Origin of the sequence: Arthrobacter hankyongi (assembly GCF_022012395.1) — a bacterium.
GTDB lineage: Bacteria > Actinomycetota > Actinomycetes > Actinomycetales > Micrococcaceae > Crystallibacter > Crystallibacter hankyongi.
In genome coordinates this window covers 166,035-190,226 of sequence record NZ_JAKLTQ010000001.1, presented here as the reverse complement: position 1 = coordinate 190,226, position 24,192 = coordinate 166,035, and the positions used below count along the sequence as shown (strand labels likewise).

The following is a 24,192-nucleotide window of genomic DNA, read 5'->3' as shown; positions in this document are numbered from 1 at the left end:
GCCGGTGCCAGGGCAGGACCTGGTGCCGTCTCCCCGGGCCCCGGCCGTGGCCGGGCTGCCGGAGGGATCAGGCCGGCGGCTGCGGAGCCAGGATCAGGCTCTCCAGTTCGGGCGATGGCGGAATCCCCAGTTCGTCGTTCAGGCGGGACTGGAGTTTGCCATACACCCGGTGGGCGCTCGCCCGGTTGCCGGCGGCAAGATGGCTCTGGATCAGCAGCCGGTGGGCGCTCTCCCGCAGCGGATCGGCGGCCACGGCAGCCAGCGACGCATCGATCGCCGTCGCCACCTGGCCCGCTTCGAGGCTGAGTTCGGCCATCCGTTCGAGCGCGCTAATGCGCAGCTCCCGGATCCGCTCCTGGCTGTGCATAACCCAGTCGTCGTACCAGCCGGGAAGCAGTTCCGCCCGGCCGAGCACTTCGATCGTTTCCTTGGCATACGGCGGCCGGGGGAACGCCCCGTCCGCATCGAGGCTGGCCGCCAACAGCCTGGTGTCAACCCGGACACCGGGGCTGAGCATAAGAGGATCCTTGCTGGCACTGAGCAGGCCCGGGAAATCATGGGAAATCCTCCAGACGCAGTTCCGCAGGTTCCCGGCGGCCTGCTCGTCACTGCTGTCCGGCCAGAGCAGCCCGGACAAATAGGCCCTGGGCCGCGCGTCCAGCAGTACGAGCGCGGTGATCAGCCGCTGTGCACTGCGGGGCACACGGACATGCCTGCCGTCGAGTTGCAGGTTCCAGGTCCCGAGCAGCTGTAGCTGCCAGCCGGCAGCCTGGGCAGCGTCGGATCTTTCGTCGTTCTGCGGGTACTCCCGTTCAAGGGTTTCCAGCTGTTCCATTAGTTCCCCCGTTGTTACCGCGGCTCCACCACCAGCGGTCCTGAGCAACCGCGCGTGGCTTTGTGGTGCGAGCTATGGATATTCCTCGGACGGCGCCTGTCCTGTTCCGCCCCTGCGCAGGCCGCGCCGTCGCTGTTTCCTCCCCCTTAGTCGCCGGCAGTGTGCCACCGGCCAGTTGGGCCGGTACCCCAGGTGTCGAACTGGACGGTACCGGAAGCTCTTGGCCAGGGATACCCCTTCCGCGCTGCCAGCGCATCCGGAGCCCGGATTCTCCGCAGGATTGCCGCAATTCGTCACACTTGCCGAAAGCGACGGGAATTTAACGCAAGAAAAACGCAGGCGGGACGGGACAAGGACGGTTCCAAGACGGTGCCCGGTGTTGACTCGGGGTTGTCAAAGCGAGTTGGGGGGAGGAGGTGAAAGAACAATGAACGAAGTGACTTTGGTTGAGCTGGAGGCACAGCGTGCGGAGCTGCTGCCCGTGCGTGAGACGCTCTTCTTCAATTTCAACTGGGCCGACGTTTACGCATCGAACCATTCGGTGGCGCTGAACGTCGCGACTGTCCTGTCGGAGGCCAATAGCGCCGCCATTCAGACGATCGCCATCGGCCAGTAATCAGGCAGGCCCGCCCGGCGCCGCCTGCGCAGGCGGCGCCGGGCCCAGCGGAAAGGCAATCGAACATGGCAGGAGAAATCCTCGGGTTCGACGAGCTTGCCGGCCAGCGCGCCGAGCTGCTCCCGAACCGGGAAACACTGTTCTTCGATATCAATGTGGCACCGGTGGTGGGCGTCAACCTGGCGTTTGCCATCAACGCGGCAACCATCGGTTCGGTGGCCCATGCGGGTGCTTGGCAGGACATCGTTTCGATGACCCGCTAACGCACCGGCGGCCACGCCCCACAGGTTCGGCGGGCATGCGGCAGCAGATGCGGCATGCCCGCCGTTCCACGCCGCTCCGCCTTCCCCGCCGGCGGCCACCGCCATGAGCAGGACCCCGTTCCCGGAGCCGGGAACGGGGTCCGGTTTTTTGTGCCGGCGCCTGAGGCTATGAACCGACCTGGACGTCGAGCTGGCGGCGGATATCGACGGTGCCCAGATCCTTGGCGATGATTTGCTCCAACTGCCGGGCGGTCTGCGCCGCCGCGGACCTGGCGTCGGTCTTCGCGGTGCGGGCATTCGGCTTCCGGGCCGCGGACTCCAGCCGCTCCGCCAGCTGTGCCCTCGCCTGCCCCACCAGCTCCGCGGCGGCTGCCGAAAGCTGGCGCCGCGGGCCGGAGGCCAGCACAAACTGCAGGGCCGCCGCCGACGTGGAACAGCCGGCGCACGAGGCATTGACCGCAATGGCCCGGTTGTTGGCGTCGATGGCGCCGCGGCGCGGCACCAGCACAATCTGTACCGACACCGCGGAGGCCGAGCAGCCGGCGCAGGTTGCCCAGGCCGAGGCGACATTGTCCGCAGCTGCAGTGCCCTTGCCGCCGTCGAAATAGGCCACCTGCAGCGTGGTGGCGTCACCGGAACAACCGTCGCAGGCCGCCGACGCCGCCGCCAAGGCATCGGCCTTCGCCGGGCCGCCGGACACATGCACCAGGTCCTGCGACGTATCACGCACCTCGGGCCGGGCTGCCGACGGCTGTGCCGAACTGGCCGAATCCAGGCTGCGTCCCCAGGCAGCGCCGGCCCGTTCGGCGCGTTCGGTGCCGTGCGATGTCCAGTTGCCAGCCGCGGCGCCTGCGGGTGTGGTGCCGCCGGCCAGGACGGAGCCGGTGGCCAGCGCCAGGATGATGCCTGCAGCGGAGGAAATGCCTCTCATTCGTGGAACCTTTCTGTTGCTGGATGGAACGTGCCTGAAGGACTGTATCGGCGCGGCCGGTTTCCGCGAAGGGCCGGCGGGCGCGGGTGGCCCGGTGCAGCTCATATCCGCGGCCAACGGCAATCCCACACTCCTGCAGCGGCAAACCTGCGCAGAAACCGCGACGAAGCCCAAACGCAGGAAAGACGCAAGAAAAACGCAGGCGGGACGGGACAGGGACGGTTCCAAGACGGTGCCCGGTGTTGACTCGGGGTTGTCAAAGCGAGTTGGGGGGAGGAGGTGAAAGAACAATGAACGAAGTGACTTTGGTTGAGCTGGAGGCACAGCGTGCGGAGCTGCTGCCCGTGCGTGAGACGCTCTTCTTCAATTTCAACTGGGCCGACGTTTACGCATCGAACTCTTCGGTGGCGCTGAACGTCGCGACCGCTCTGTCGGAGGCCAACAGCGCCGCTGTGCAGACGATCCTCGTCGGGCAGTAGCCACGGCAGCTGGATGCGTCCGGTACCACCGCCCGCGGCGGTACCGGACGCATTCGGCCGTGCCCCGGATTCCAACTCGTCAGGTGAGGCAAGATGACAACTGATTCCAGCACCGTCCCCGCTCCGCGCTGGGTCCGGGCCGACGGCGTCCAACTGCTCGGGGCCGCATCCGGTTCCGGTCTGGTGGACACCACCTACCTGGTCCGGCGCGGCGACGGTCAGCTGCTCCAGGTTTCCGAGCTGCTGCATCTGGTGGTCAGGGAACTGGCACCCGGGCGCGCCCCGGAGGAGGTGGCCGACGCCGTCACCCGGTCCTTTGGCCGCCGGCTGAGTACCGAGGGACTGAACCAGCTGATCAGCGGGACACTGAGCCCGCTGGGCCTGGTGGCCGACGGCAACCGGCGGCCGGACCCGGAGGCCGTGCAGCCGCGGGCGGATCCGCTGCTGTCCCTGCGGTTCCGCGGGACGCTCCTGCCCGAACCCCTGGTCAATGCCCTGGCGGGCGCGCTCAGGCCGGCCTTCTATCCGCCCATTGTGGTGCTGGTCCTGGCGGCGCTGGTGGTGCTGGACGTGGTGCTGTTCCTGCAGGGCGGGATCCTGCAGGCACTGGACGACGTGTTGAAGGCCCCGGTACTGCTGCTCGGCTTGATGGTCCTGCTTATGGTCGGGGCGCTCATCCACGAGTTGGGCCATGCCACTGCCTGCCGCTACGGGGGTGCCCGGCCCGGCGTCATCGGCTATGGCATCTACATCGTCTTTCCGGCCTTCTTCACCAACGTCACCGATTCCTACCGGCTGGGGCGGGCCGGACGACTGCGCACCGACCTGGGCGGGCTGTATTTCAACGTATGGTGCCTGCTCGCTGCCGGTACCGGCTACCTGCTAACCGGCAATGGCTTGCTGCTGCTGGTCGTGGTGGTCATGCAACTTGAGATGGTCCAGCAGTTGATCCCCACGGTACGTTTCGACGGCTACTTTGTGCTGGCGGACCTGGCCGGTGTGCCTGACCTGTTCGCCCGGGTGAAGCCGGTGCTGGCTAGCCTGCTTCCGGGGCGGCCGGTGCACCCGCTGGTGGCGGAAATGAAGCCCGTCGCGCGGTGGATCGTCACGCTGTGGGTCCTCACGGTGGTCCCCACCCTGGTCCTTGGCCTGGGCTGGATGCTGATCAGCCTGCCGGTCATCCTGAGCAGGACCTTCCACGCCATGCAGCACCATGCGTCGCTGTTGGCCCAGGCGGTGGCTGACGGCGCGCTGGCGGAATTCATCCTGGCCGTGCTGTCCATCGTGATGCTCTGCCTGCCGCTGCTGGGCCTGGCCGTGCTGTTGCAGAAGCTGGCAGCAATGCTGGCCAAGCTGGCGGCAAGATGGCTGCGGCGGCGCGCTGGATCGAGGCGCTGACGAAATAGCGTCCGCGGTTGGCATCGCGGGCCGATGGGTTCATGGCTTAATGGCCTGATGGCAAACCTGCCTGCCGCCGAGGCAGACCTCACCGAGGGACAGGTCCGGGAACTGCTGGCCGGGCAGTTCCCGGACCTGGCGGCGCTGCCGCTGCGGCTGGTGGCCAACGGCTGGGACAACGCCGTCTTCCGGCTGGGGGATTGGCTCGCCGTCCGGCTGCCGCGGCGCGCAGCCGCCGCGCAATTGGTGCTGCACGAGCAGGTCTGGCTGCCCCGGCTGGCTGCGGGGTTGTCCGGTTTGGACGTGGCGGTCCCGGTCCCGCTGCGGTGTGGAACGCCGTCGCCGTCCTATCCCTGGCCGTGGTCGGTGGTCCGCTGGTTCGAGGGCACGACGGCGGACGTGCAGGTTGCCGCGCAGCGGCGGCACTGGGCGGGACGGCTTGCGGCCGTCGTGGACGCACTTCAGCGGCCGGCACCGCCGGATGCCCCGGCCAATCCGGTGCGCGGGGTGCCGCTGGCGGACCGGGACCAGGCCGTCCGGCAGCGGCTGGAGGCGCCGGCTGCAGCCCAACTGCCGCGCGCTGCCCAGGCCCTCGAATTGTGGGAAGAGCTGTGCGCCGTGCGGGCCTGGGACGGCCCGGCGCTGTGGCTGCACGGGGACCTCCATCCGGCCAATCTGATCACCGACGGCGGCAGGCTGGCCGCCGTCGTCGACTTCGGCGATCTGACCGCGGGGGATCCGGCCACGGACCTGGCCGCCGCGTGGCTGGTCTTCGATGCCGCCGGCCGCCGGGTCTTCCGTCAGGCGCTGGCCTTCCGCCGGGACCTCGACGCAGCCACCTGGCGGCGCGCCCGCGGCTGGGCGCTGAACATCGCCACGGCGCTGCTGGCCAATTCCGATGACAGCCCGGGACTGCGGCGGATCGGTGCCTTCGCGCTGGACCAGGTCCTCGGCCCAGGAGTGGGGCACGAGGGCCCTGCCGAAGAGAACGGCCAGGGGTCCCCGTGCGCGAAGCGTGCGGGGTGGCCGTGAACGGGCGGAACCGACACTGCGGGAGCGCCCCACTCCATAGCAGGCTGTCCATCGCCGGCCCTCGCCCGACCAAGGACAGCGGCCTGGAATTCATCTGGCGGACATGCCGTGCTCACCGCCGGGCCACGGCGGCTGTGGCCGGACCGGGCAGGCTGGGGAAGCCAAACCACTCGACACCTATGGAGCCACCTTGCCAGCGATCTTCCGCAGCAACCTGTCCAAAGCCACCGCCGGGGCCCTGGCCCTCGCCGTCGTCCTCGGCACGCCCGCCCTGCTTGCCGGTCCCGCCGAGGCCACCGCGCCGGCGTCCAAGAGCCAGACGGTATCGAAGCAGTCCAAGCCGGCGAAGCAGCAGCCTACGCGCTACTTCAACCGGACCGCGACGCTGCCGGCCTACGCCAACACCAGCGCCGGCACGGAAACGGTGGCCGAGATTTCCACCGTGACCAAGGACAACAAGACCGTGATCTACACGGATGCTGCCGGCGGGGGCCTGGGCTTCGTGGACATCCGGAACGAGAACAAACCGCTGGCCAGGGGCTACCTGAAGCTGGGTGAGGGCATGTCCCCGACGTCCGTCTACGCCACCGGCAAGTACCTGCTCGCCGTCGTGGATGCCTCCACGAGCTTCTCCGCTCCGGCCGGCAAGCTGCTGGTCTTCAACATCAACAACCGTGCCCCGGTCAGCCAGTGGAAGCCGCTGAAGACCATTGACCTGGGCGGGCAGCCGGACTCCATCGACGTCAGCAGCGGCGGCCGGACGGTGGTGATCGCAATGGAGAACCAGCGCGATGAGGACTTCGCCCCTGCCGGCGGCGAGGAAGGGGACCTGCCGCAGGCACCCGCCGGGGATCTCGCCGTCGTCGACCTGCGCCAGAAGAACTGGAAGGCCAGGCACATCAGCCTCAGCGGACTGAAGGGCCTGGACACCCCGTCCGATCCGGAGCCGGAGTATGTCTCGATCAGCCCGGACGACAGGACCGTGGCCGTCACGCTGCAGGAGAACAACGGCGTGGCCATCGTGGACCTGCGGACCAAGAAGATCCGCAACTATTTCAGCGCCGGCAAGGCCACCGTGAGCGGGATCGACACGGTGGAAGACGGGAAGATCGACCTGACCGGCACCATCACGGACGTTCCGCGCGAGCCGGACGCCGTCGGCTGGATCGGCAACAAGTACGTCGCCACCGCCAACGAAGGCGACTGGAAGGGCGGCACCCGCGGCTGGAGCATCTTCGATGCCCGGACCGGCAAGGTCGTCTTCGATGCGGGCAACAGCTTTGAGCATCTGGCCGTGAAGCTGGGACAGTACCCGGAAGACCGCTCCGAGAACAAGGGCAGCGAGCCCGAGGGCCTGGCCAGCGCGGTCTTCAACGGCGTCCCGTATGTCTTCGTGGGGTCCGAGCGGGCCAACTTCGTGGCGGTTTACAACGTCTCCAATCCGGCGAAGCCGAAGCTGGTCCAGGCGGTGCCGTCCACCAAGGGACCCGAAGGCCTGCTGGCCGTGCCGGAGCGGGGCCTGCTGATCGTATCCTCCGAGGTGGACTCCGCCGAGGACCAGGTGCGCGCCTCGGTCCAGATCTACAAGCTGGGCAAGCGGGCCCCGCTCTTCCCGTCGATCGAATCGAATACGGTCAAGGGCAAGCCAATCGCCTGGGGCGCCCTTGGTGCCCTGAGCGCCGATCCGAAGGACGCCCGGAAGCTGTACACCGCCTCGGACGCCGCCTACTCGCCCAGCCGCATCCTGACCATCAGCACGGCGTCGGCTCCGGCCCGGATTACCGCCGAACTGCCGGTGCTCAAGGACGGCAAGCCGGCCGGCTACGACATTGAGGGCCTGTGGGCCCGGCCCGACGGCGGTTTCTGGCTGGGTGTCGAGGGCGCCACCGGCGCCGGCAACCTACTGGTCCAGGTTGATGCCAAGGGCAACGTGGTGCGCGAGATCGCGCTGCCCGCCGAGGTCGCCGCGGCGATGGGCAAGCAGGGGATTGAGGGCGTCACCGGCTACGGCTCCGGCGCCAACGAGGTCCTGTACTTCGCGCTGCAGCGTCCGCTGGCCGGGGATCCGGCCAACACGGCCCGGATCGGGCAGCTGGACGTGGCCAGCGGGGAATTCGGCTGGTTCGGCTACCCGCTGCAGACCACCGCCGCGGCGGGCGACTGGATCGGGCTGTCCGAGATCACCGCAGTGGATGCGCACACCCTGGCCGTGATCGAGCGGGACAAGCTCAACGGCCCGGACGCGAAGCTGAAGTCCGTCTACACGGTCAAGATCCCGGATCTGCTGGCCGCCACCGGACAGCAGCTGCCCGTCGCCGGCAAGTCCCGGGCCGTGGACGTGCTGCCGCAGCTGAAGAAGAACAACGGCTGGGTCCAGGAGAAGCTGGAAGGCCTGGCCATCGGCGGCAACGGCCGGGTCTACGCCATGGTGGACAACGACGGCAACAAGGACGCCAACGGCGAGAACGTCTTGATGGATCTGGGCAGCAAGCGCTCGGTCTTCGGCCGGTGACCTCCGACTTGGGCCCGCGCCGTCCGCTAGCGACACGCTACGCCACGGCCCAGGTTCCGCCACGCCCGTGTTTGAGCCGCCCAGTACATCTTTAGGCTTCAAGCAAGCCGCTGACCTGCGGAAACGCCAGGGCAGGGTTTCAATGGTGGGCGTGAAGGCACAGGGCCGGCAGCCTCAGCTCCCGGAGCGGTCGCGGATCTGGTTGATGATCCCCGAGAAGTCCCGGGCAGCTACTGTGGGCGGTTTCCTCCTTGTCGGGAGGAAACCGCCCACAGGGCCCTTTAAGGCAACTTTAGGACGGCGCGGTGCCTGAACCAGCGAGCAGCTGCGAGCGGATCAGGAAGCGTTTGCCTTCCGGGGCTTCGAGGGAGAAGCCGCTGCCGCGGCCGGGGACCACGTCCACGGTCAGCCGGGTGTGCTGCCAGTAGGCGAACTGCTCGCGGGACATCCAGAAGTCCAGCGGGCCGCGTCCGGGCAGGTCGAACACGCCCAGGCGCACGTCGGCTTCGGCGGTGAGGAAATCCCCGGCCGGGTAGCACATCGGCGACGAGCCGTCGCAGCAGCCGCCGGACTGGTGGAACATCAGCGGCCCGTGGCGGTCCCAGAGGCTGTCGAGCAGTTCGACTGCCGGGGCGGTGAGCGCCACCCGGGAAAAGTCCTCCCCGGGCAGCACCACCGCCGCCTCGAGCACGGCTTCGAATCCGGACCGGAGTGGGGCGCGAGGGCCCCGTCGTGGCGACGAAGTCGACATTATGGGAGCGCCCCAATCCTTAGAAGAACCCGAGCTTGTTCTCGTTGTAGCTGACCAAAAGGTTCTTGGTCTGCTGGTAGTGCTCGAGCATCATGGCGTGGTTCTCGCGGCCGATGCCGGAGGACTTGTAGCCGCCGAAGGCCGCCCCGGCCGGGTAGGCGTGGTAGTTGTTGACCCAGACCCGGCCGGCCTGGATTTCCCGGCCGGCCCGGTAGGCGGTGTTGCCGTTGCGGGACCAGACGCCGGCGCCGAGCCCGTAGAGGGTGTCGTTGGCCAGCTGGATCGCCTCGGTGTATTCGCCGAAGCCTGTCACCGAGACGACCGGGCCGAAGATCTCCTCCTGGAAGATGCGCATGCTGTTGCTGCCCTCGAAGACGGTGGGCGCCACGTAGTAGCCTTCGGCCAGGTCCCCGTCCAGGATGTTGCGTCCGCCGCCGGCGAGCACCTTGGCGCCTTCCTGCCGGCCGATGTCGATGTAGGAGAGGATCTTCTCCAGCTGGTCGTTCGAGGCCTGGGCGCCGATCTGGGTCTCGGTGTCCAGCGGGTTGCCCTGGATGATCTTCTGCGTCCGGGCCAGGGCGTCGGCCATGAAGGAGTCGTAGATCGAGTCCTGGACCAGCGCCCGCGACGGGCAGGTGCAGACTTCGCCCTGGTTGAAGGCGAACAGCGCGAAGCCCTCCAGCGCCTTGTCGTAGAACGCGTCGTTGGCCTCGGCCACGTCGGAGAAGAAGATGTTCGGGCTCTTACCGCCCAGTTCCAGGGTGACCGGGATCAGATTCTGGGAGGCGTACTGGCTGATCAGCCGGCCGGTGGTGGTCTCGCCGGTGAAGGCGATCTTGCGGATCCGCGGGCTGGAGGCCAGCGGCTTGCCGGCCTCGACGCCGAACCCGTTGACCACGTTGAGCACGCCGGCGGGCAGGATGTCGGCCAGCAGCTCCATCAGCACCAGGATCGAGGCCGGGGTCTGTTCGGCCGGCTTGAGCACCACGGCGTTGCCCGCCGCCAGCGCCGGGGCCAGTTTCCAGACGGCCATCAGGATCGGGAAGTTCCACGGGATGATCTGCCCGACCACGCCCAGGGGCTCGTGGAAGTGGTAGGCGGTGGTGTCGTCGTCGAGCTGGGAGAGCCGGCCCTCCTGGGCCCGGATGGCCGAGGCGAAGTAGCGGAAGTGGTCGGCCGCCAGCGGGATGTCCGCAGCCAGGGTCTCGCGCACCGCCTTGCCGTTGTCCCAAGTCTCGGCGACCGCCAGCAGTTCCAGGTTCGCCTCGATCCTCTCCGCCACCCGGTTCAGCACCGCCGCCCGCTCCGCGACCGGGGTCCGGCCCCAGGCCGGGGCGGCCTTGTGCGCGGCGTCCAGCGCCAGCTCGATGTCCTCCGCCGTGCCGCGGGCGACCTCGCAGAACGGCTTGCCGGTGACCGGCGAGATGTTCTCGAAGTAGCCGCCCTTGACCGGGGCCACCCACTCGCCGCCGATCCAGTTCTCGTAGCGGGGCTTGAAATCGACCTTGGCGCCGGGCCGGCCGGGCTGTGCGTATACCGTCATTGGTATCTCCTTCGGCGAATCGTCTGGCGGCAGGCGCCCTCGCCTGCCGCTCCCGAGCCTAGGCGCAGCCAGGTTGCAAGCAGGTTGCAACCCTGAATTCGTGGCTTTAGATATCCGCTTCGAGCTCCTGCAGCCGGGCGACGACGGCGGCCCGCCGCGGCGAGCGGGCCGGCAACAGCCGCAGCGCGCAGCGCCAGGCCTCGGCGTCGTCCCGGGCCTGAGGCAGCTGCAGGTAGCACAGCAGCGTTTCGGGCGCGCCGTCCGCGAGCACCGCTTCGCGCAGGGTCAGGCCGACCTCGCTGCGGAACCCGGCAATACCCGGGGCCGTTGAGCGCGGCAGCAGCTCGCCCCGGTAGGTCTCCAGCGCCTGCCGGTGGGCGCCGCGCCGCAACTGGGCGAGCACCCGGCTGGCATCCGTGGACAGTTCCTGCGGCAGCCGGTAGGGCCGGGACTGCGGCACCAGTTCGGGGCAGGCGGCCGCCAGGAACCGGCGCAGCCGCACCATTTCGGCCCGCAGCGTGATGGTCCGGCCGCCAACCTCCTGCGGCCGGCCGTCCTCGGGATAGAGCAGTTCTGCCAGTTCCTCGGCCCGCAGCCCGCGTGGATGCAGCGCGAGCAGGGTCAGGATCTCGGTGTGGCGCAGCGACAGTTCCAGCCTCCGGCCGGCAACAGTCAGCCGGCCCTGGTCCCTGCCGGTGATTTCCAGCAGGACGCCGGCCGGCCGGGCCGGTTCGCTCCGATGCGTGCCCCGCGGCAGGGCGCGCTCGAGCCGGTTAATGCGCAGCTGGGCTTCGGCCGCAGCCACCGCGGCCTGGACCAGCGGCAAGGTGTGCGGCGCGACGGCGGCCTCCCGCCCGGTAATGTCCACCACACCAACCAACGCGCCGGTGTCCGGATCGTGCACCGGCACCGCCGTGCAGCTCCACGGATGCACCGCGGGATTGAAATGCTCCGCGCCACTGATCTGGATACCGCGGCCGAGCGCCAGGGCGGTGCCCGGTGCACTGGTCCCGACGGCGGCCTCGGACCAATCCGCGCCGGGCAGGAAGGCCATGGACTCGGCCCGCCGGCGCTGGGCCCGGTCGCCGTCCACCCACAGCAGCCGTCCGTGTTCGTCGCCGACGGCCACCAGCAGCCCGGTATCCTGGGCCGGCTGGACCAGCAGCCGGCCGATCACCGGCATCACGGCCGCCAGCTGATGGTGCCGCCGGTACTCCTCGAGTTCGCCACCGTCCAGGGCCAGCGGCGCGGCGGCCGGGCCGGGGGAGCCCAGTGCCCGCAGGGACCTGCGCCAGGATTCGCGGACCACCGTGCGCAGCCCGCCCGGGACGGCCGGGCCGCTCAGGCTGCACCGGTCCAGCTGGTCGTGGGCCGCCTGGGCCCGGTGGCTCTGGAGTTCGGACGGCTCGATCCTGGGATGCACCTTTGCTCCGCTCGCACAGATTCCTTCGTACTTCCATTGGGCGCACGCTACCGGCCGCCTTCGGTCCGGTGGCGTAGATCACACTCTACCCGCCGGCGCGCAAGACCGTAGAGTGGGACGTGATGCAGGCCACATTGCCGCTGCGGCCGGTGGGAACAAGAGCAAAGGAAGGACCGTGTGAAGGCGCTGATGAAATCCGGGCCGCACCCCGGTTTCGAGTTGGTGGACCGTCCGGAGCCGGAACCAGGGCATGCGGACGTGCTGATCAGGGTGCACACCACCGGCATCTGCGGGACTGATCTGCACATCCAGGCCTGGGATGCCTGGGCACAGGGCGCCATTGTGCCCCCGCTGGTTCCGGGCCACGAGTTCTACGGTGAAGTGGTCCGGGTGGGGGCAGACGTCCGTGATGTCCGGCCCGGGGACCGGGTCTCCGGCGAGGGGCATATTGTCTGCGGCACCTGCCGCAACTGCCGTGCCGGGCGCCGCCAGATGTGCATCCGCACCGTCAGCGTCGGGGTCCAGCGGGATGGTGCCTTCGCCGAGTACGTGGTGCTGCCCGAGACCAACGTCTGGGTCCATCATGATCCGGGCATCACCCCCGAACTTGGCGCCATCTTCGATCCCTTCGGCAACGCTGTCCACACCGCCCTGAGCTTTCCGATGGTCGGCGAGGACGTGCTGATCACCGGCGCCGGTCCCATCGGCCTGATGGCCGTTGCCGTGGCCCGCCATGCCGGGGCGCGCAAGATCGCCATCACCGACGTATCCCCGGCCCGGCTGCAGCTGGCGGTCAAGATGGGTGCCGACCTGGCCGTGGATGTCAGCCGGAGCCGGCTGGCCCAGGCCCAGCGCGAGCTGCGAATGGCCGAGGGCTTCGACATCGGACTGGAAATGTCCGGCCGCGCCACCGCCCTGCGTGAAATGATCGACAACATGACCCACGGCGGGCGCATCGCGCTGCTGGGCCTGCCCTCGGAGCCGATCACCGTCGACTGGTCCAAGGTGGTGACCCACATGCTCACGCTCAAGGGCATCTACGGCCGGGAGATGTTCGAGACCTGGTACGCGATGAGCGCCATGCTCTCCTCCAGCCCCCGGCTGCATGCGGCGGTCTCCAGCGTGGTTACCGACGTGCTTCCGGCAGCGGAATGGGCGCGTGGGTTCGAGATTGCCCGCGGTGGCCTCGGCGGCAAGGTAGTGCTTGACTGGAGCCAGATCTGAACCGGCCGGGACGGCAGGAGGTGGCCATGTACTCAGCCATGAAGCAACAGTTGCAGGAGGAACTGGACGGGATCCGGGCCGCCGGCCTGTTCAAGGCCGAGCGGCCGATCGCGTCGCCGCAGTCCGGCCGGATCCTCGCCGGCAGCCCCGGCACCGCACCGCAGCCGGTGCTGAACTTCTGTGCCAACAACTATCTGGGCCTCGCCGACGATCCGCGGATCATCGCCGCGGCGAAACAGGCCATGGACGAACGCGGTTTCGGCATGGCCAGCGTGCGCTTCATCTGCGGCACCCAGGACCTGCACCTGCGCCTGGAGCAGCGCGTCTCCAGCTTCCTCGGCACTGAGGACACTATTTTGTTCTCCTCCTGCTTCGACGCCAACGGCGGTGTCTTCGAAGCCCTCTTCGGTGCCCAGGACGCGATCATTTCGGACGCGTTGAACCACGCATCCATCATCGACGGCATCCGGCTGTCCAAGGCGCAGCGCTACCGCTACGCCAACCGCGACATGGCCGAACTCGAAACCCGGCTGCAGGAAGCCGCCGGCGCCCGGCGGAAGATCGTCGTCACGGACGGCGTGTTCTCGATGGACGGCTACCTGGCTCCGCTGCGCGAGATCTGTGAGCTTGCCGACCGCCACGATGCCTTGGTCATGGTGGACGATTCGCACGCGGTGGGCTTCGTGGGGCCTACCGGTGCCGGAACGCCCGAACACGCCGGAGTGTCCGGCCGGGTGGATATCTATACCGGCACCTTCGGCAAGGCCCTGGGCGGGGCATCGGGCGGTTATGTGTCCGGCCGCCGGGAGATCGTGGCGATGCTGCGCCAACGGGCCCGGCCCTACCTCTTCTCCAACTCCGTGGCGCCGGCCATCGTGGCCGCTACGCTGCAGGCCCTTGACCTGGTGCAGGGCTCGGCCGACCTGCGCCGGCGGCTGAAGGAAAACGCGGCCCTCTTCCGCAGCCAGATGTCCCGGGAGGGTTTCGACCTGCTGGAGGGCGAACACCCGATCGTGCCGGTGATGTTCGGCGACGCCGTGCTCGCCGGCCGGATGGCTGCGGCGATGCTGGACCAGGGCGTTTATGTGACGGCCTTCAGCTATCCGGTGGTACCCCAGGGCAAGGCCCGGATCCGGGTCCAGCTGTCCGCAGCTCATTCGGCCGACGACGTCGAGGCGTGCGTGGCGGCCTTCACCGCGGCACGTGCTGCGGTCCAGGGGGCGTGATGCCGGTGTCGGTGTGGCGGAAGAAGCCGCGGCGGGCCGCCGAGCCGGCAGCCATCCGCGGCTTCTGGGCTTGGTGGCTGCAGGAGGGAACCGGGCTGGTGGCGCGCGGCCGGGATGCCGGCGGCGCGGATTATGCCAAGCGGCTCAGCCGGCACGTGTCCCGCATCAGTTCCGGACTGGCCTGGGAGCTTGGCCCGGGCACGGTATCCGAACACCAGCTGGTGATCTTCTCCAAGAGCAGCGACTACGCTCCGGTGGCCCGGCGCGTGCTTAAGGCGGCTCCGGCGCCGTCGCCGGAGTGGGAGTACGCGGATGTGCGCCAGCCGGCCGAGTTCTTCGAGGACCTCACGCTTGGCCTCGGCGGCCAGGAATTCGACAGCACGGATTTCCGGGTCGGCCTGATGCTCAACCGCTATTCTGTGGACATCGCCGTCCACCACCCCCGCCTGCAGGACCTGCCCGCCGCCGAGCGGATGGAGCCGATCCAGATCATGCTCGACCACGCGATCGGCCAGCGGGACGTCGGGGCCTGGATCGGGGTCATCGAACCGGTGCTGCACGAACTGCCCGCTGGCATTCCGCTCGGCACTCTGCGCAGCGTGATCGCGCAGCTGCACGCCAAGGCCTTCGACGCCGACGGGCAGCCCAGCTGGCACGAGCTGAACGGCACTACGGCCGACGGGCTGCCGATCCTGGCCTGGGTCCAGGTTCCGCTCGTACCGGCCTTCTGGCCCGAATATGACCAGCATGTGGCGCTCAGCCTGCCTTACGAACTACCGCAACAGTGCCCGCCGGAACTGGCAGGCCTGCCGGCACCCCAGGCCGAGGCGGAGCTGAAGGAAGCCCAGGACCAGCTGGCGGAGGAAATCGCCGGCCAGGGCCGCCTGGTCGCCACCGAAACCACCGGCGGGCGCCGGACGCTGCACTTCTATGTGGACTCCACCGGCTCCGCGGCCTGGCAGCTCGAGGCAGCCGCTGCCGCCTGGCCCGGCGGCCGGGCCGGCTGCGGGACCCAGCTGGATCCGACCTGGGCCAACGTCCGCCACCTGCGCATCAAGTAGCGGGGCCCTCACGCCCCACCCTGAGGGGCGCTCCCACCGAAGCCCTCACCGGCCGGCTGCGCCGCATGGCAGGATGGCGGTATGTCCCACAGCTGCGACGTCCTCATAATCGGCGGCGGTATTGCCGGCCTGTCGCTGGCCTCCATGCTGTCCGCGGAGACGAAAGTAGTGTTGGCCGAGGCCGAGCCGACGCTGGCGTACCACACCTCGTCCCGCTCCGCGCGGCAGTTGGTGCCCAGCCATGGGCCCGCGGCTGTCCGGGAGCTGACCGCGAGGACGCTGGAAATCCTGCCGGCGCTCGAATGCCAGTCCGGGCTCCGGTGCCTGGCCCCCGCAAGCTTCCTGCTCGTCGGCGACGAGGAGTCCGTCCGAGCGCACGCAAATGAGCTGATGGAATCGCTGAGCCACGCCCAAGCTGGGGAAATCAGCCCGGAACTCAAACCGGAAAGCTTCAGTGCGGCCAGGCTGGACCGGCATTCCTTCACCCTTGATGCTGATGCCTTGATTGAGTTCCATCGGGCGACGGCGGCGGCCAACGGCGCCGTCATCCTCACCGGCGCCCCGGTCCGGTCGGCCAGGAAAAACTTCGGCGGGTGGCGGGTTGACGCCGGGACGGAGACTATCGAGGCCGCAACGGTGGTCAACGCTGCCGGCGCCTGGGCCGACCCGGTTGCCGGGATCTTCGGGGCCGCGCCGCACGGGCTGGTGCCGTACCGGCGTACCGCGGCCCTTGTTGAGGTTGAGCGCCCGCTGGCCCCGGGCCACCCCATGGTCGTGATGGCGGATGGGAGCTTCTACTATCGGCCGGAGGGAAGCCAGGTCTTGATTTCGCCATCCGAGACGGTGGCCAGCCCCGCCGAGGATGCCAAACCCCACCCCGGCGATATTGAGGCGGTCATCGCGCTGATCGATGCGGCGACGACAATGCGGATCCGTTCGGTGGCCCGGTCCTGGACCGGCCTTCGGACCGAACCTGCCGATGGGCACCCGGTGGTGGGGTTCGACGGCGTGGTGGAGGGTTTCTTCTGGCTCGCAGGCCAGGACGGTTATGGTTTCCAGACTTCCAGCGGAATTGCCGAGCTGGCCGCAGCCTTGCTGCTGCGCCGCGGACCGGCGGCCTGGTCCGCTTCCGCGGCAGCGGCCCTCAGCCCACTGCGCAACCCAGCCTAGCCGCCGAGGGCCCCGCCGCGAGCGGAGCGAGTGGTGGGAGGCGGGGAGGCGCTAGCCGCCGAGGGCCCCGCCGCGAGCCTAGTCGGCAACCAGCCCGGTGTAGTCCGGCTCGTTTTCCAGCACGCCGTATTTCTTCGCGGCGGTGCCGAGCCGCTTGAGTCCGTCCATGTTGATGTCCGCGCGCCAGGAGGTCATTTCGACCTTCCCGGCCAGCTCGGGGGTGACTTTGGCGTAATCCTGGATCACCGCGCGTACCTGGTCTTCGTAGGCCGAAGCGTAGTCGAAGGACTTGAGCAAGGCCGATCGGAAACGGGCCACGAGTTCCGGATCCTGTTCCAACGTTTGCCGGGACGTGAAGTAAAAGGCCGAGTCGAAGTTCGGTGCCATGTCCGTCATCGGGCTGGCCACGATCCGGCCACCGGCGTCCAGCACCTGGGTGCGGAAGGGTTCGGTGGTCCAGACTGCGTCGACGTCGCCCCGGGCCAGGGCCGCGGGCATGTTGGGGTAGGGGATCTCCACGAATTTGACCTGCTGCGGATCGCCGCCGGCCTGTTCGATCGAGTTGCGGATGGTGGTGTCGGCGAAGTTGTTGAGCGCATTCACCGCGACCGTCTTGCCGGCGAGGTCGGCAGGGCCGCCAATGCCGCTCTCGGGCAGGGCGGCGACTTCCGTCGTATCGTGGCCGGGTTCGTTGGTGGAACTGGATCCGTTGGAAATCACGACGATGGGCAGGGACTTGTCCTGGGCGATCAACAAGGAGACGACGTTCGAATAGCCGAACTGGTATTCGCCGGTGGTCACGGCCGGCACGATGGCCGCGCCGCCCTGGGCCGGCTGCACCTCGAGGTCGATGCCTTCGGCCCGGAAGTATCCTTCCCGGATGCCCAGGTACACGGGAGCGACGTCGGTTATGGGCAGCAGCCCCAGCGTCACATGGTCCAGGTCTCCGCTGCCGGCCTCCGCGGTTCCGCCGTCGGGCTGGGTCGACGACGGGCTCCCGCCGCCGCAGCCGGACAGCGCGAGGACGGCAGCTGCCGCAGCGGATATGGCCGTCAGGGTTGCCCCGCGGGGGCGGGCTGGACGCCGGTTGTCAATGGCCACGGTTCCACTCCAGTTCTGCCGGCAAGCGGCATGATGGTTTCAAGTAATGAAATGCCAATGTACGGAGCCCTCCACCCCGAGTCAATGGTTTAAGCAGCGCGTCTGATTGCTGCTGGATGAAATAAGTGTTTTACTGAGTGCAATAGAAGTCCGCCTCCGCGGAAAGGAACCTGCATGGTGACCAAGGCTGCGCCCGATGCCACAACCCGGGCCGCCGACCGCGTCCTGGGGCTGCTGCGCGTCGTCTGCGAGCACGACGGGGTCAAGTTGGCGGACGCCGCCAAGGAACTGAGCCTGTCGGCGAGCACCGCGCTGCGGCTGCTCCGTACCCTGGAGGCCAATGGGTTCGCGGCCAGGCTGGCGGACGGCCTGTACCGGCCGGGCTACCGGATGGTCCAACTCGGCGTCCAGGCCCTGAGCCATGACGCACTGGTCGCCGCCAGCCGCCCGGCGCTGCGTGCGCTGGTCGCCGGCACCGGCGAATCCGCCTACCTCAGCGTGGCCGCCGGCCAGACGCACGGCCTGTACCTGGCCATCGAGGAGGGAACCCAGTCGGTACGCCATATCAACTGGGTCGGCAGGACCTTTCCCTTGGCCGGCAGCGCGGCCGGCGCAGTCCTGGCCGGACAGGTGGAACCGGGCTCGTTCATTACCGTGGCTGAAGGCGTGGAGCCGGATACCACGGCCGTGGCCGCGCCGGTCACCGCCGGGGGAGCGGTGGTAGCGGCCCTGAGCGTAGTGGCGCCTAGCTACCGGGCCACCGGCGAGTATGCCCGGACGGTCGGGCCCATCGTGGCCGCCGAAGCATCCAGACTGTTTGCCACCCCCGCGGCCGTTGCCGGCCGGACCAAGGAGGACCATGGACACCGTAACTTCGCTCCTTAACTCCATTGCCGACGTCGGACGAGACGCCCAGCGCGGCGGCTACACCCGCCCGGTCTATTCGACGGCGGAACTGGACCTGCGCTCGTGGTTCATCGAGCAGGCCGGCCGGCGCGGGCTGGACGTGGAAACGGACCGCAACGGGATCATCTGGGCCTGGTGGGGCGCCCCGCAGCCCGGGGCGCTGGTGACCGGCAGCCACCTGGACTCGGTGCCCGGAGGCGGGGCCTACGATGGTCCGCTCGGGGTGGCGTCGGCGCTGGCGGCGGTGGACGAGCTGCGTTCCCGCGGCGTGGCGCCGCTGCGCTCGCTGGCCGTTGCGGTCTTTCCCGAGGAGGAAGGCTCCCGCTTCGGTGTGGCCTGCCTCGGCTCCCGGCTGCTCACCGGGGCGATCGATGCGGACAAGGCCCGCAACCTGCGCGACGCGGACGGCAACACCTTCGCCGAGGTGGCCCGGGCCAACGGACTGGACCCGGCGCAGCTGGGCGCGGATCCGGAGGCGCTGGCCAGAATCGGCGACTTTATCGAACTGCATGTGGAGCAGGGCCGCGGGCTCGGCGAGGACGGTCCGGCCGTCGCTGTCGGCAGCTCTATCCTGGGCCATGGCCGCTGGCGGCTGAGCGTTACCGGAGAGGGCAACCACGCCGGCACCACCCTGATGGCGGACCGCCGGGATCCGATGGTCGCCGCCGCGCAGATCATCCTTGCCGTCCGGCAGGTAGCCGCGGCCCAGCAGGGCGCCCGGGCGACGGTCGGCCGGATCCAGCCGGTACCCGGCGGCACCAACGTGATCGCCTCCCGCGTCGACCTGTGGCTGGACGCCCGCCATACCGATGACGCAGTGACGGCCCGGCTGGTGGAGACCATCCACGGCAAGGCCCAGAAGATCGCCGCGTTCGAAGGCTGCGCGATTACCCTGACCGAGGAATCCTACAGCGGTACCGTCCACTTCGACCCTGGCCTGCAGCGCCAGTTGGAGAACGCGCTGCCGGGGGCGCCCGTGCTGGCTACCGGCGCCGGGCACGACGCCGGGGTGCTGGCCGGCTACGTTCCCTCCGGCATGCTGTTCATCCGCAACCCGAGCGGGATTTCCCACTCGCCGGAGGAGCACGTGGAGGACGCCGACGCCGACGGCGGCGCCGCGGCGTTGGCGGATGTGCTGGAGGCGCTGCTGTGAGCGGGGTCTGGTGCGAGGCGGCCTGGCTGCCGGGCCGCGGCGTCGCGGACAGCGTCCGGGCCGAAGTCAACGAGTCCGGCATTGTCACCTCGGTGCGCGCGGGCGTGCCGGCGGCCCCGGCGGACCTGCATGTGGCCGGGGTTTCCTTCCCGGCAGCGTCCAACGCACATTCGCATGCCTTCCACCGGGTGCTGCGCGGACGCACCCACGACATGGGGGTCGGCAGCTTCTGGACCTGGCGGGAGCAGATGTACAAGGCAGCCGGTGCGCTCACCCCGGACCTGTACGAGGAGCTGGCCACCGCGGTCTTCGCCGAGATGGTGGTCACCGGCTGGACGAGCGTGGCCGAATTCCACTATGTCCACCATCAGCCTGACGGCACCCCGTACGGCAGCTCCTCCGGCGGCGAGCATGCCATGGAGCTGGCGCTGGCCCGCGCCGCCGTCAACGCCCGGATCCGGCTGACGCTGCTGGATACCTGCTATCTGGCCGGGGGGATCGGCCAGCCGCTGGCCGCGGAACAGACCCGGTTCGGCGACACCTGTGTCGAGTCCTGGCTGGAGCGGCTTGGGTCCCTGCGCGCCGCGGTGGCACGTGAGTTTTCGCCGGACCAGGTCACCGTGGCCGCCGCGCTGCACTCGGTGCGCGGGGTGCCCGAGGAGGCGCTGCCGGTGGTGGCCCGGGAGTTGCCCGCCGATATGCCGCTGCACATCCACCTTTCCGAACAACCGGCGGAGAACGAGGCCTGTGTGCTGGCTACCGGGCTGACACCGACCGGGCTGCTGCAGCGGCACGGCCTGATCACCAACCGCCTTTCCGCCGTCCACGCCACCCACCTGACTGAAAACGACATTGCGGTGCTGGGCGCCGGACACACGACCATCGTGATGTGCCCGACCACCGAGGCGGACCTGGCTGACGGCATTGGACCGGCGGCAGCGCTGAAGGATGCCGGCGCGCGGATTGCTCTCGGCACCGACCAGCAGGCCGTCGTCGATCCCTGGCTGGAGATGCGCGCCCTCGAGCACGGCGAGCGGCTGGGCTCGGGCCAGCGCGGCTGGTTCCCGCCGGAGGCACTGCACAAGGCTGCCTCCGACGCCGGGGCCGCCGCGCAGGGCCGGCGGGCGCCAGGGCTGGCCCCGGGCCGGTACTGCGACCTGATGGCGGTGGACCCGGCCAGCATGCGCACGGTGGGGTCGCGGCGTGACCAGCTGGCCCTGACCGCCACTGCGCAGGACGTAGCCACCGTCGTCATCGGCGGCAGGCTGGCCGCCCGCAAGGGCATCCACGCCACGCTGGGTGATCCGGCCCGCCTGCTCTCGGCCGCGCTGACCAAACTGGACACCGCCTCGGAAGGAGTCTGAGCCAGAATGCCGGATGCCACGAATGGCTCCCTGCTGATCACCAACATCGGCGAGCTGATGACCCAGGACCCGGCCCGCGGCCGGGACACCGTGCTGCGCGGTGCCGCCGTCGTGCTGGAAGGGGAACGGATCGCCTGGCTCGGTCCGTCCGCCGCAGCACCGGCCGCGGACGCCGCCTACGACGCCGCCGGGCGGGCCGTGCTGCCGGGCTGGGTGGATTCCCACTCCCACCTGGTCTTCGCCGGGGACCGCACGGCCGAATTCGAGGCCCGGATGGCGGGCGAAAGCTACCAGGCCGGCGGGATTGCGGTCACCGTGGCCGCCACGCGTGCCGCGGACGACGACGAACTGCTCCGGCTGCTGCGGGCCCGGGCCGCCGAGGCCACGGCGGGCGGCACCACCTATCTCGAGACCAAGACCGGCTACGGGCTGGACGTGGCGCAGGAGGCGCGCAGCGCGCGGATCGCCTCGGCAGTGGCGGACCAGGTCACCTTCCTCGGCGCCCACCTGGTGCCGGCCGGCGTGGACCCGGACGAATACACGGACCTGGTCTGCACCGGGATGCTCGAGGCGGTGCGGCCCTACGTGCAGTGGGCCGATGTGTTCTGCGAACGCGGGGCCTTCACCGAGGAGCAGTCCCGGCGCGTGCTCGCTGCCTGCCGGGAGGCCGGGCTCGGGCTGCGCGTGCACGGCAACCAGCTCGGCGAGGGGCCGGGCGTGGCGCTGGCGGTTGAGTTCGGGGCCTCGAGCGTGGACCATCTGAACTACCTTTCGGACGCGGATGTGGACCTGCTGGCCGGCTCCTGGGCCGGCTGGGAGTCCGGCTCCGGGACGGGGGAGCGTGGCACCGTGGCCACCTGCTTGCCGGCCTGCGACCTGTCCACCCGGCAGCCGCTGGCCCCGGCCCGGCGGCTGCTGGACGCCGGCGTCGAAATAGCGCTGGCCTCCAACTGCAATCCCGGCACCTCCTATACCAGTTCGATGAACTACTGCGTCACCACCGCGGTGCTGCAGATGGGCCTGAGCGTGCACGAGGCGGTGCGCGCGGGAACCTACGGCGGCGCGCTCGCGCTGGGCGTGCACACCGGCACCGACACCGACGGCGGCCGGGCCGTCGGCTCGATCGCGGTCGGGCACCGGGCGGACCTGCACCTGCTCGACGCGCCGTCCGCCACGCACCTGGCCTACCGGCCGGGGATGCCGTTGACTGCCGCGGTGTGGCGGGCGGGCAAACAGGTGGCTTGAGCCAGGGTGCGCCGCGACGCGGGCAGGGCAAGATAGTGTGCATGCAGACCGGTACCACCTCCACCGGGGCGATGCCCCGCACCCGCGGCTACTACCTCACCGAGGTGCTCATTGTGCTGGGGGTTTCGCTGGGCCAGTCGGCGGTGTATGCGGTGGTCCAGTTGCTGGACAAAGCCACCCGCGCGCCGCTGGCCTCGCAGACCACCAAACTGAATCCTGCCCTGAACCAGCGCGAGATCTTCGATCTGGTGTATCAGCTGCTCGGGATCTTCTTCGCCTTGGTGCCGGTGGCGCTGGTGCTGTTCCTGCTGGCTTCGCCCGGACGGTCGCCGTTCCGCCAGCTGGGCTTCGACTTCGCCCGGCCCAAACTGGATCTCGGCCTCGGCTTCGGCCTGGCGCTGGCCATGGGGGCCGGCACCCTCGGCGTGTACGCGGCCGGGCGGGCGCTGGGGCTGACGACAGCGATAGTGCCGGCGGCCCTCAACACCTACTGGTGGACGCTGCCGGTGCTGGTGCTGTCCGCGCTGCGCCATGCGGTGGTCGAGGAAGTCATCGTGGTGGGCTACCTGTTCGACCGGCTCGCGAAATTCGGCTGGGGCACCTGGACGATCATTTTCGTGAGCGCGCTGGTCCGCGGCTCCTACCACCTCTACCAGGGGATCGGACCGGGGATCGGCAATTTCCTCATGGGGCTGGTCTTTGGCTACGCCTACACCCGGACCCGGCGGGTGATGCCGCTGGTGGTGGCGCACGCGGCCCTGGATACCGCCGGTTTTGTCGGCTACGCCCTCCTCGGCTCCGCCATCGGCATCGGTACCTGACCCCGGGCGCCCGCTCCGCCGTCGGCACCCGGCGCCCGGTGCGCCCGCTCCGGAATGGGATTCTGCTGACGCGGCGGATTTGGAGCCGATGCCCATGCCTGGCCAGACCTGATTCCAACGGCCCTGGACCAGCCCCGCATCCGCCAGGATCCTGATCAGGCGCGAAACGCCGGCCGGCCCGGACCGGTCTGCGTCGCGCCAGGTCCATCGGACGAAGCGCAGGCCGGTTGCCCGAATGCGGTCCTCGCGCCGCTTCTCACGCTGAACGGCGTCCGCTGGCGACCCGCCCTTCAGGAATTCCCCGCGGGAGTACTTGACGGAGCCATCGAACTCTCCTGCGAGTGAATGCCCCTTTCAGTAGAAATCGGTTATGCCCAACAGCCGTCCGTACCGGTCGAAGACGGAATGCTGGAGTTCCGGCGCGGGGAAATGATGCAGGTACATCAGGGCACGCGAGAGGGACTCGCCGGGGGACTGGGCCCGCGGATCGGCAGAGGCAATCACGTTCAGGGCCCGCCGGCGTTGTGCATTGGCGGCAGTTGCCCGGCGACGGCCCGCAGCTGGTCCTTGTCCAGGGCCGGCAGGCGGCGTTTCCCGTCGCTCCGCAGGATATGGTCCATACCGGGTACCGCCTGCTCGAAGCGCAGGCGGGCCGCCATGTCGACCACAGTCTGGATCCGTCCGGTCACGAGCAGGCCGTCGATGTCCTGGACGGGTTCGGGCAGTGTCCTCGCATGCCACCGCAGGTGCGCCCGCCGCTTCCCGTGCGCGCCGTTGGTGGCCAGCAGTTGGACCTCTGAAGTGTTGCCGCTGATGGGGATACCCCACACTGCAGCGGCGGACTCCTGTGTCAGGACACACGGGGTCCTGCCCTTGCCGACGGCTGCTTCGATCCGCAGCCGGGTACTGTTCCCAGGCGGAAGGGCCGACCAGATCTCCGTGGGAACATAGACGCCCTGGCGAAGCCGTGTCAGTTCTCCGGCGGAGCAGCGATGGGCCAGACCGCGTGGTCCGCGGCCTGCCTGTTCCTCATCCCGGGTGAAAATGAGCTGATTCATCATCCGCCCACTCTGGCGCAGGCGGACGCACGGGGCGGACCACGGTGCCGGTCCTGTGGTCTCGCACTGCGACCGCCGGG

Annotated in this window: 22 protein-coding genes; 15 read left to right on the top strand and 7 right to left on the bottom strand. The window is 69.3% G+C overall.

Features of this window, described 5'->3' with window-relative positions; genetic code table 11:
- Positions 1–67 precede the first annotated feature (67 nt).
- A complete protein-coding gene (locus LVY72_RS00885) occupies positions 68–835 on the bottom strand; it encodes an AfsR/SARP family transcriptional regulator (RefSeq protein WP_237817565.1) in 768 nt (255 codons plus the stop codon).
- Between the two features lie 427 nt (positions 836–1,262).
- Between LVY72_RS00885 and LVY72_RS00880 the strand changes: the two genes are divergently transcribed.
- Both LVY72_RS00880 and LVY72_RS00875 read left to right on the top strand, forming a co-directional pair.
- Entirely contained in the window at positions 1,263–1,451 is a 189-nt protein-coding gene (locus tag LVY72_RS00880; RefSeq protein WP_237817564.1) for a hypothetical protein, read from the top strand.
- Positions 1,452–1,516: 65 nt separating this feature from the next.
- Positions 1,517–1,714, top strand: coding sequence for a hypothetical protein (locus tag LVY72_RS00875; RefSeq protein ID WP_237817563.1), 198 nt, complete (start codon positions 1,517–1,519; stop codon positions 1,712–1,714).
- A gap of 166 nt (positions 1,715–1,880) precedes the next feature.
- Here the strand turns inward: LVY72_RS00875 and LVY72_RS00870 are convergent, their stop codons facing one another.
- On the bottom strand, positions 1,881–2,645 hold the full coding sequence (locus tag LVY72_RS00870) for a hypothetical protein (RefSeq protein ID WP_237817562.1): 765 nt from the start codon (positions 2,643–2,645) through the stop codon (positions 1,881–1,883).
- A 290-nt stretch (positions 2,646–2,935) separates the two neighbouring features.
- On the opposite strand from LVY72_RS00870, the gene LVY72_RS00865 reads away from it, so the two are divergent.
- The 4 genes from LVY72_RS00865 to LVY72_RS00850 all read left to right on the top strand — a co-directional run bounded on the left by LVY72_RS00865 (position 2,936) and on the right by LVY72_RS00850 (position 8,066).
- Positions 2,936–3,124, top strand: coding sequence for a hypothetical protein (locus tag LVY72_RS00865; RefSeq protein WP_237817561.1), 189 nt, complete (start codon positions 2,936–2,938; stop codon positions 3,122–3,124).
- A gap of 93 nt (positions 3,125–3,217) precedes the next feature.
- Entirely contained in the window at positions 3,218–4,522 is a 1,305-nt protein-coding gene (locus tag LVY72_RS00860) for a hypothetical protein (protein WP_237817560.1), read from the top strand.
- 57 nt (positions 4,523–4,579) lie between these two features.
- A complete protein-coding gene (locus LVY72_RS00855) occupies positions 4,580–5,554 on the top strand; it encodes an aminoglycoside phosphotransferase family protein (RefSeq protein ID WP_237817559.1) in 975 nt (324 codons plus the stop codon).
- A gap of 190 nt (positions 5,555–5,744) precedes the next feature.
- Entirely contained in the window at positions 5,745–8,066 is a 2,322-nt protein-coding gene (locus LVY72_RS00850; protein ID WP_237817558.1) for an esterase-like activity of phytase family protein, read from the top strand.
- Positions 8,067–8,358: 292 nt separating this feature from the next.
- Here the strand turns inward: LVY72_RS00850 and LVY72_RS00845 are convergent, their stop codons facing one another.
- The 3 genes from LVY72_RS00845 to LVY72_RS00835 all read right to left on the bottom strand — a co-directional run bounded on the left by LVY72_RS00845 (position 8,359) and on the right by LVY72_RS00835 (position 11,783).
- Positions 8,359–8,757, bottom strand: coding sequence for a DUF779 domain-containing protein (locus tag LVY72_RS00845; RefSeq protein ID WP_372463662.1), 399 nt, complete (start codon positions 8,755–8,757; stop codon positions 8,359–8,361).
- Between the two features lie 79 nt (positions 8,758–8,836).
- The gene (gene exaC / locus LVY72_RS00840) at positions 8,837–10,360 is read right to left on the bottom strand and encodes an acetaldehyde dehydrogenase ExaC (RefSeq protein ID WP_237817556.1); all 1,524 of its coding nucleotides are present in this window, start codon (positions 10,358–10,360) and stop codon (positions 8,837–8,839) included.
- Between the two features lie 106 nt (positions 10,361–10,466).
- On the bottom strand, positions 10,467–11,783 hold the full coding sequence (locus tag LVY72_RS00835) for a GAF domain-containing protein (protein WP_237817555.1): 1,317 nt from the start codon (positions 11,781–11,783) through the stop codon (positions 10,467–10,469).
- 177 nt (positions 11,784–11,960) lie between these two features.
- Here LVY72_RS00835 and tdh point away from each other — a divergent pair, with 177 nt between their 5' ends.
- The 4 genes from tdh to LVY72_RS00815 all read left to right on the top strand — a co-directional run bounded on the left by tdh (position 11,961) and on the right by LVY72_RS00815 (position 16,464).
- Complete coding sequence (gene tdh, locus LVY72_RS00830) at positions 11,961–13,007, top strand: L-threonine 3-dehydrogenase (protein WP_237817554.1); 1,047 nt, start codon at positions 11,961–11,963, stop codon at positions 13,005–13,007.
- Positions 13,008–13,033: 26 nt separating this feature from the next.
- Positions 13,034–14,233, top strand: a complete 1,200-nt coding sequence (locus tag LVY72_RS00825; protein WP_237817553.1) for a glycine C-acetyltransferase — start codon at positions 13,034–13,036, stop codon at positions 14,231–14,233.
- Positions 14,233–15,294, top strand: coding sequence for a DUF695 domain-containing protein (locus tag LVY72_RS00820; protein ID WP_237817552.1), 1,062 nt, complete (start codon positions 14,233–14,235; stop codon positions 15,292–15,294). Before LVY72_RS00825 ends, LVY72_RS00820 begins: the two co-directional genes overlap by 1 nt.
- Positions 15,295–15,375: 81 nt before the next feature.
- Positions 15,376–16,464 (top strand): NAD(P)/FAD-dependent oxidoreductase, encoded by a 1,089-nt coding sequence (locus LVY72_RS00815; protein ID WP_237817551.1) that lies wholly within the window; start codon positions 15,376–15,378, stop codon positions 16,462–16,464.
- 78 nt (positions 16,465–16,542) lie between these two features.
- Here the strand turns inward: LVY72_RS00815 and LVY72_RS00810 are convergent, their stop codons facing one another.
- Positions 16,543–17,565: an ABC transporter substrate-binding protein gene (locus tag LVY72_RS00810; protein ID WP_237817550.1), complete on the bottom strand. Its 1,023-nt coding sequence runs from the start codon at positions 17,563–17,565 to the stop codon at positions 16,543–16,545.
- A 174-nt stretch (positions 17,566–17,739) separates the two neighbouring features.
- Between LVY72_RS00810 and LVY72_RS00805 the strand changes: the two genes are divergently transcribed.
- The 5 genes from LVY72_RS00805 to LVY72_RS00785 are packed head-to-tail and all read left to right on the top strand — an operon-like array spanning position 17,740 to position 23,054.
- Positions 17,740–18,450 (top strand): IclR family transcriptional regulator, encoded by a 711-nt coding sequence (locus tag LVY72_RS00805; RefSeq protein WP_237817549.1) that lies wholly within the window; start codon positions 17,740–17,742, stop codon positions 18,448–18,450.
- Positions 18,425–19,624: an allantoate amidohydrolase gene (locus LVY72_RS00800; RefSeq protein ID WP_237817548.1), complete on the top strand. Its 1,200-nt coding sequence runs from the start codon at positions 18,425–18,427 to the stop codon at positions 19,622–19,624. Before LVY72_RS00805 ends, LVY72_RS00800 begins: the two co-directional genes overlap by 26 nt.
- Complete coding sequence (locus tag LVY72_RS00795) at positions 19,621–20,988, top strand: formimidoylglutamate deiminase (RefSeq protein WP_237817547.1); 1,368 nt, start codon at positions 19,621–19,623, stop codon at positions 20,986–20,988. The genes LVY72_RS00800 and LVY72_RS00795 overlap by 4 nt, the downstream gene beginning before the upstream one ends.
- A gap of 6 nt (positions 20,989–20,994) precedes the next feature.
- Positions 20,995–22,233: an imidazolonepropionase gene (hutI, locus tag LVY72_RS00790; protein ID WP_237817546.1), complete on the top strand. Its 1,239-nt coding sequence runs from the start codon at positions 20,995–20,997 to the stop codon at positions 22,231–22,233.
- A gap of 41 nt (positions 22,234–22,274) precedes the next feature.
- Positions 22,275–23,054 carry a CPBP family intramembrane glutamic endopeptidase gene (locus LVY72_RS00785; RefSeq protein ID WP_237817545.1) on the top strand — a complete coding sequence of 260 codons (780 nt, stop codon included), beginning with the start codon at positions 22,275–22,277 and terminating at the stop codon, positions 23,052–23,054.
- A 506-nt stretch (positions 23,055–23,560) separates the two neighbouring features.
- Here the strand turns inward: LVY72_RS00785 and LVY72_RS00780 are convergent.
- A complete protein-coding gene (locus LVY72_RS00780; RefSeq protein ID WP_237817544.1) occupies positions 23,561–24,115 on the bottom strand; it encodes a type IV toxin-antitoxin system AbiEi family antitoxin domain-containing protein in 555 nt (184 codons plus the stop codon).
- Between the last annotated feature and the right edge of the window lie 77 nt (positions 24,116–24,192).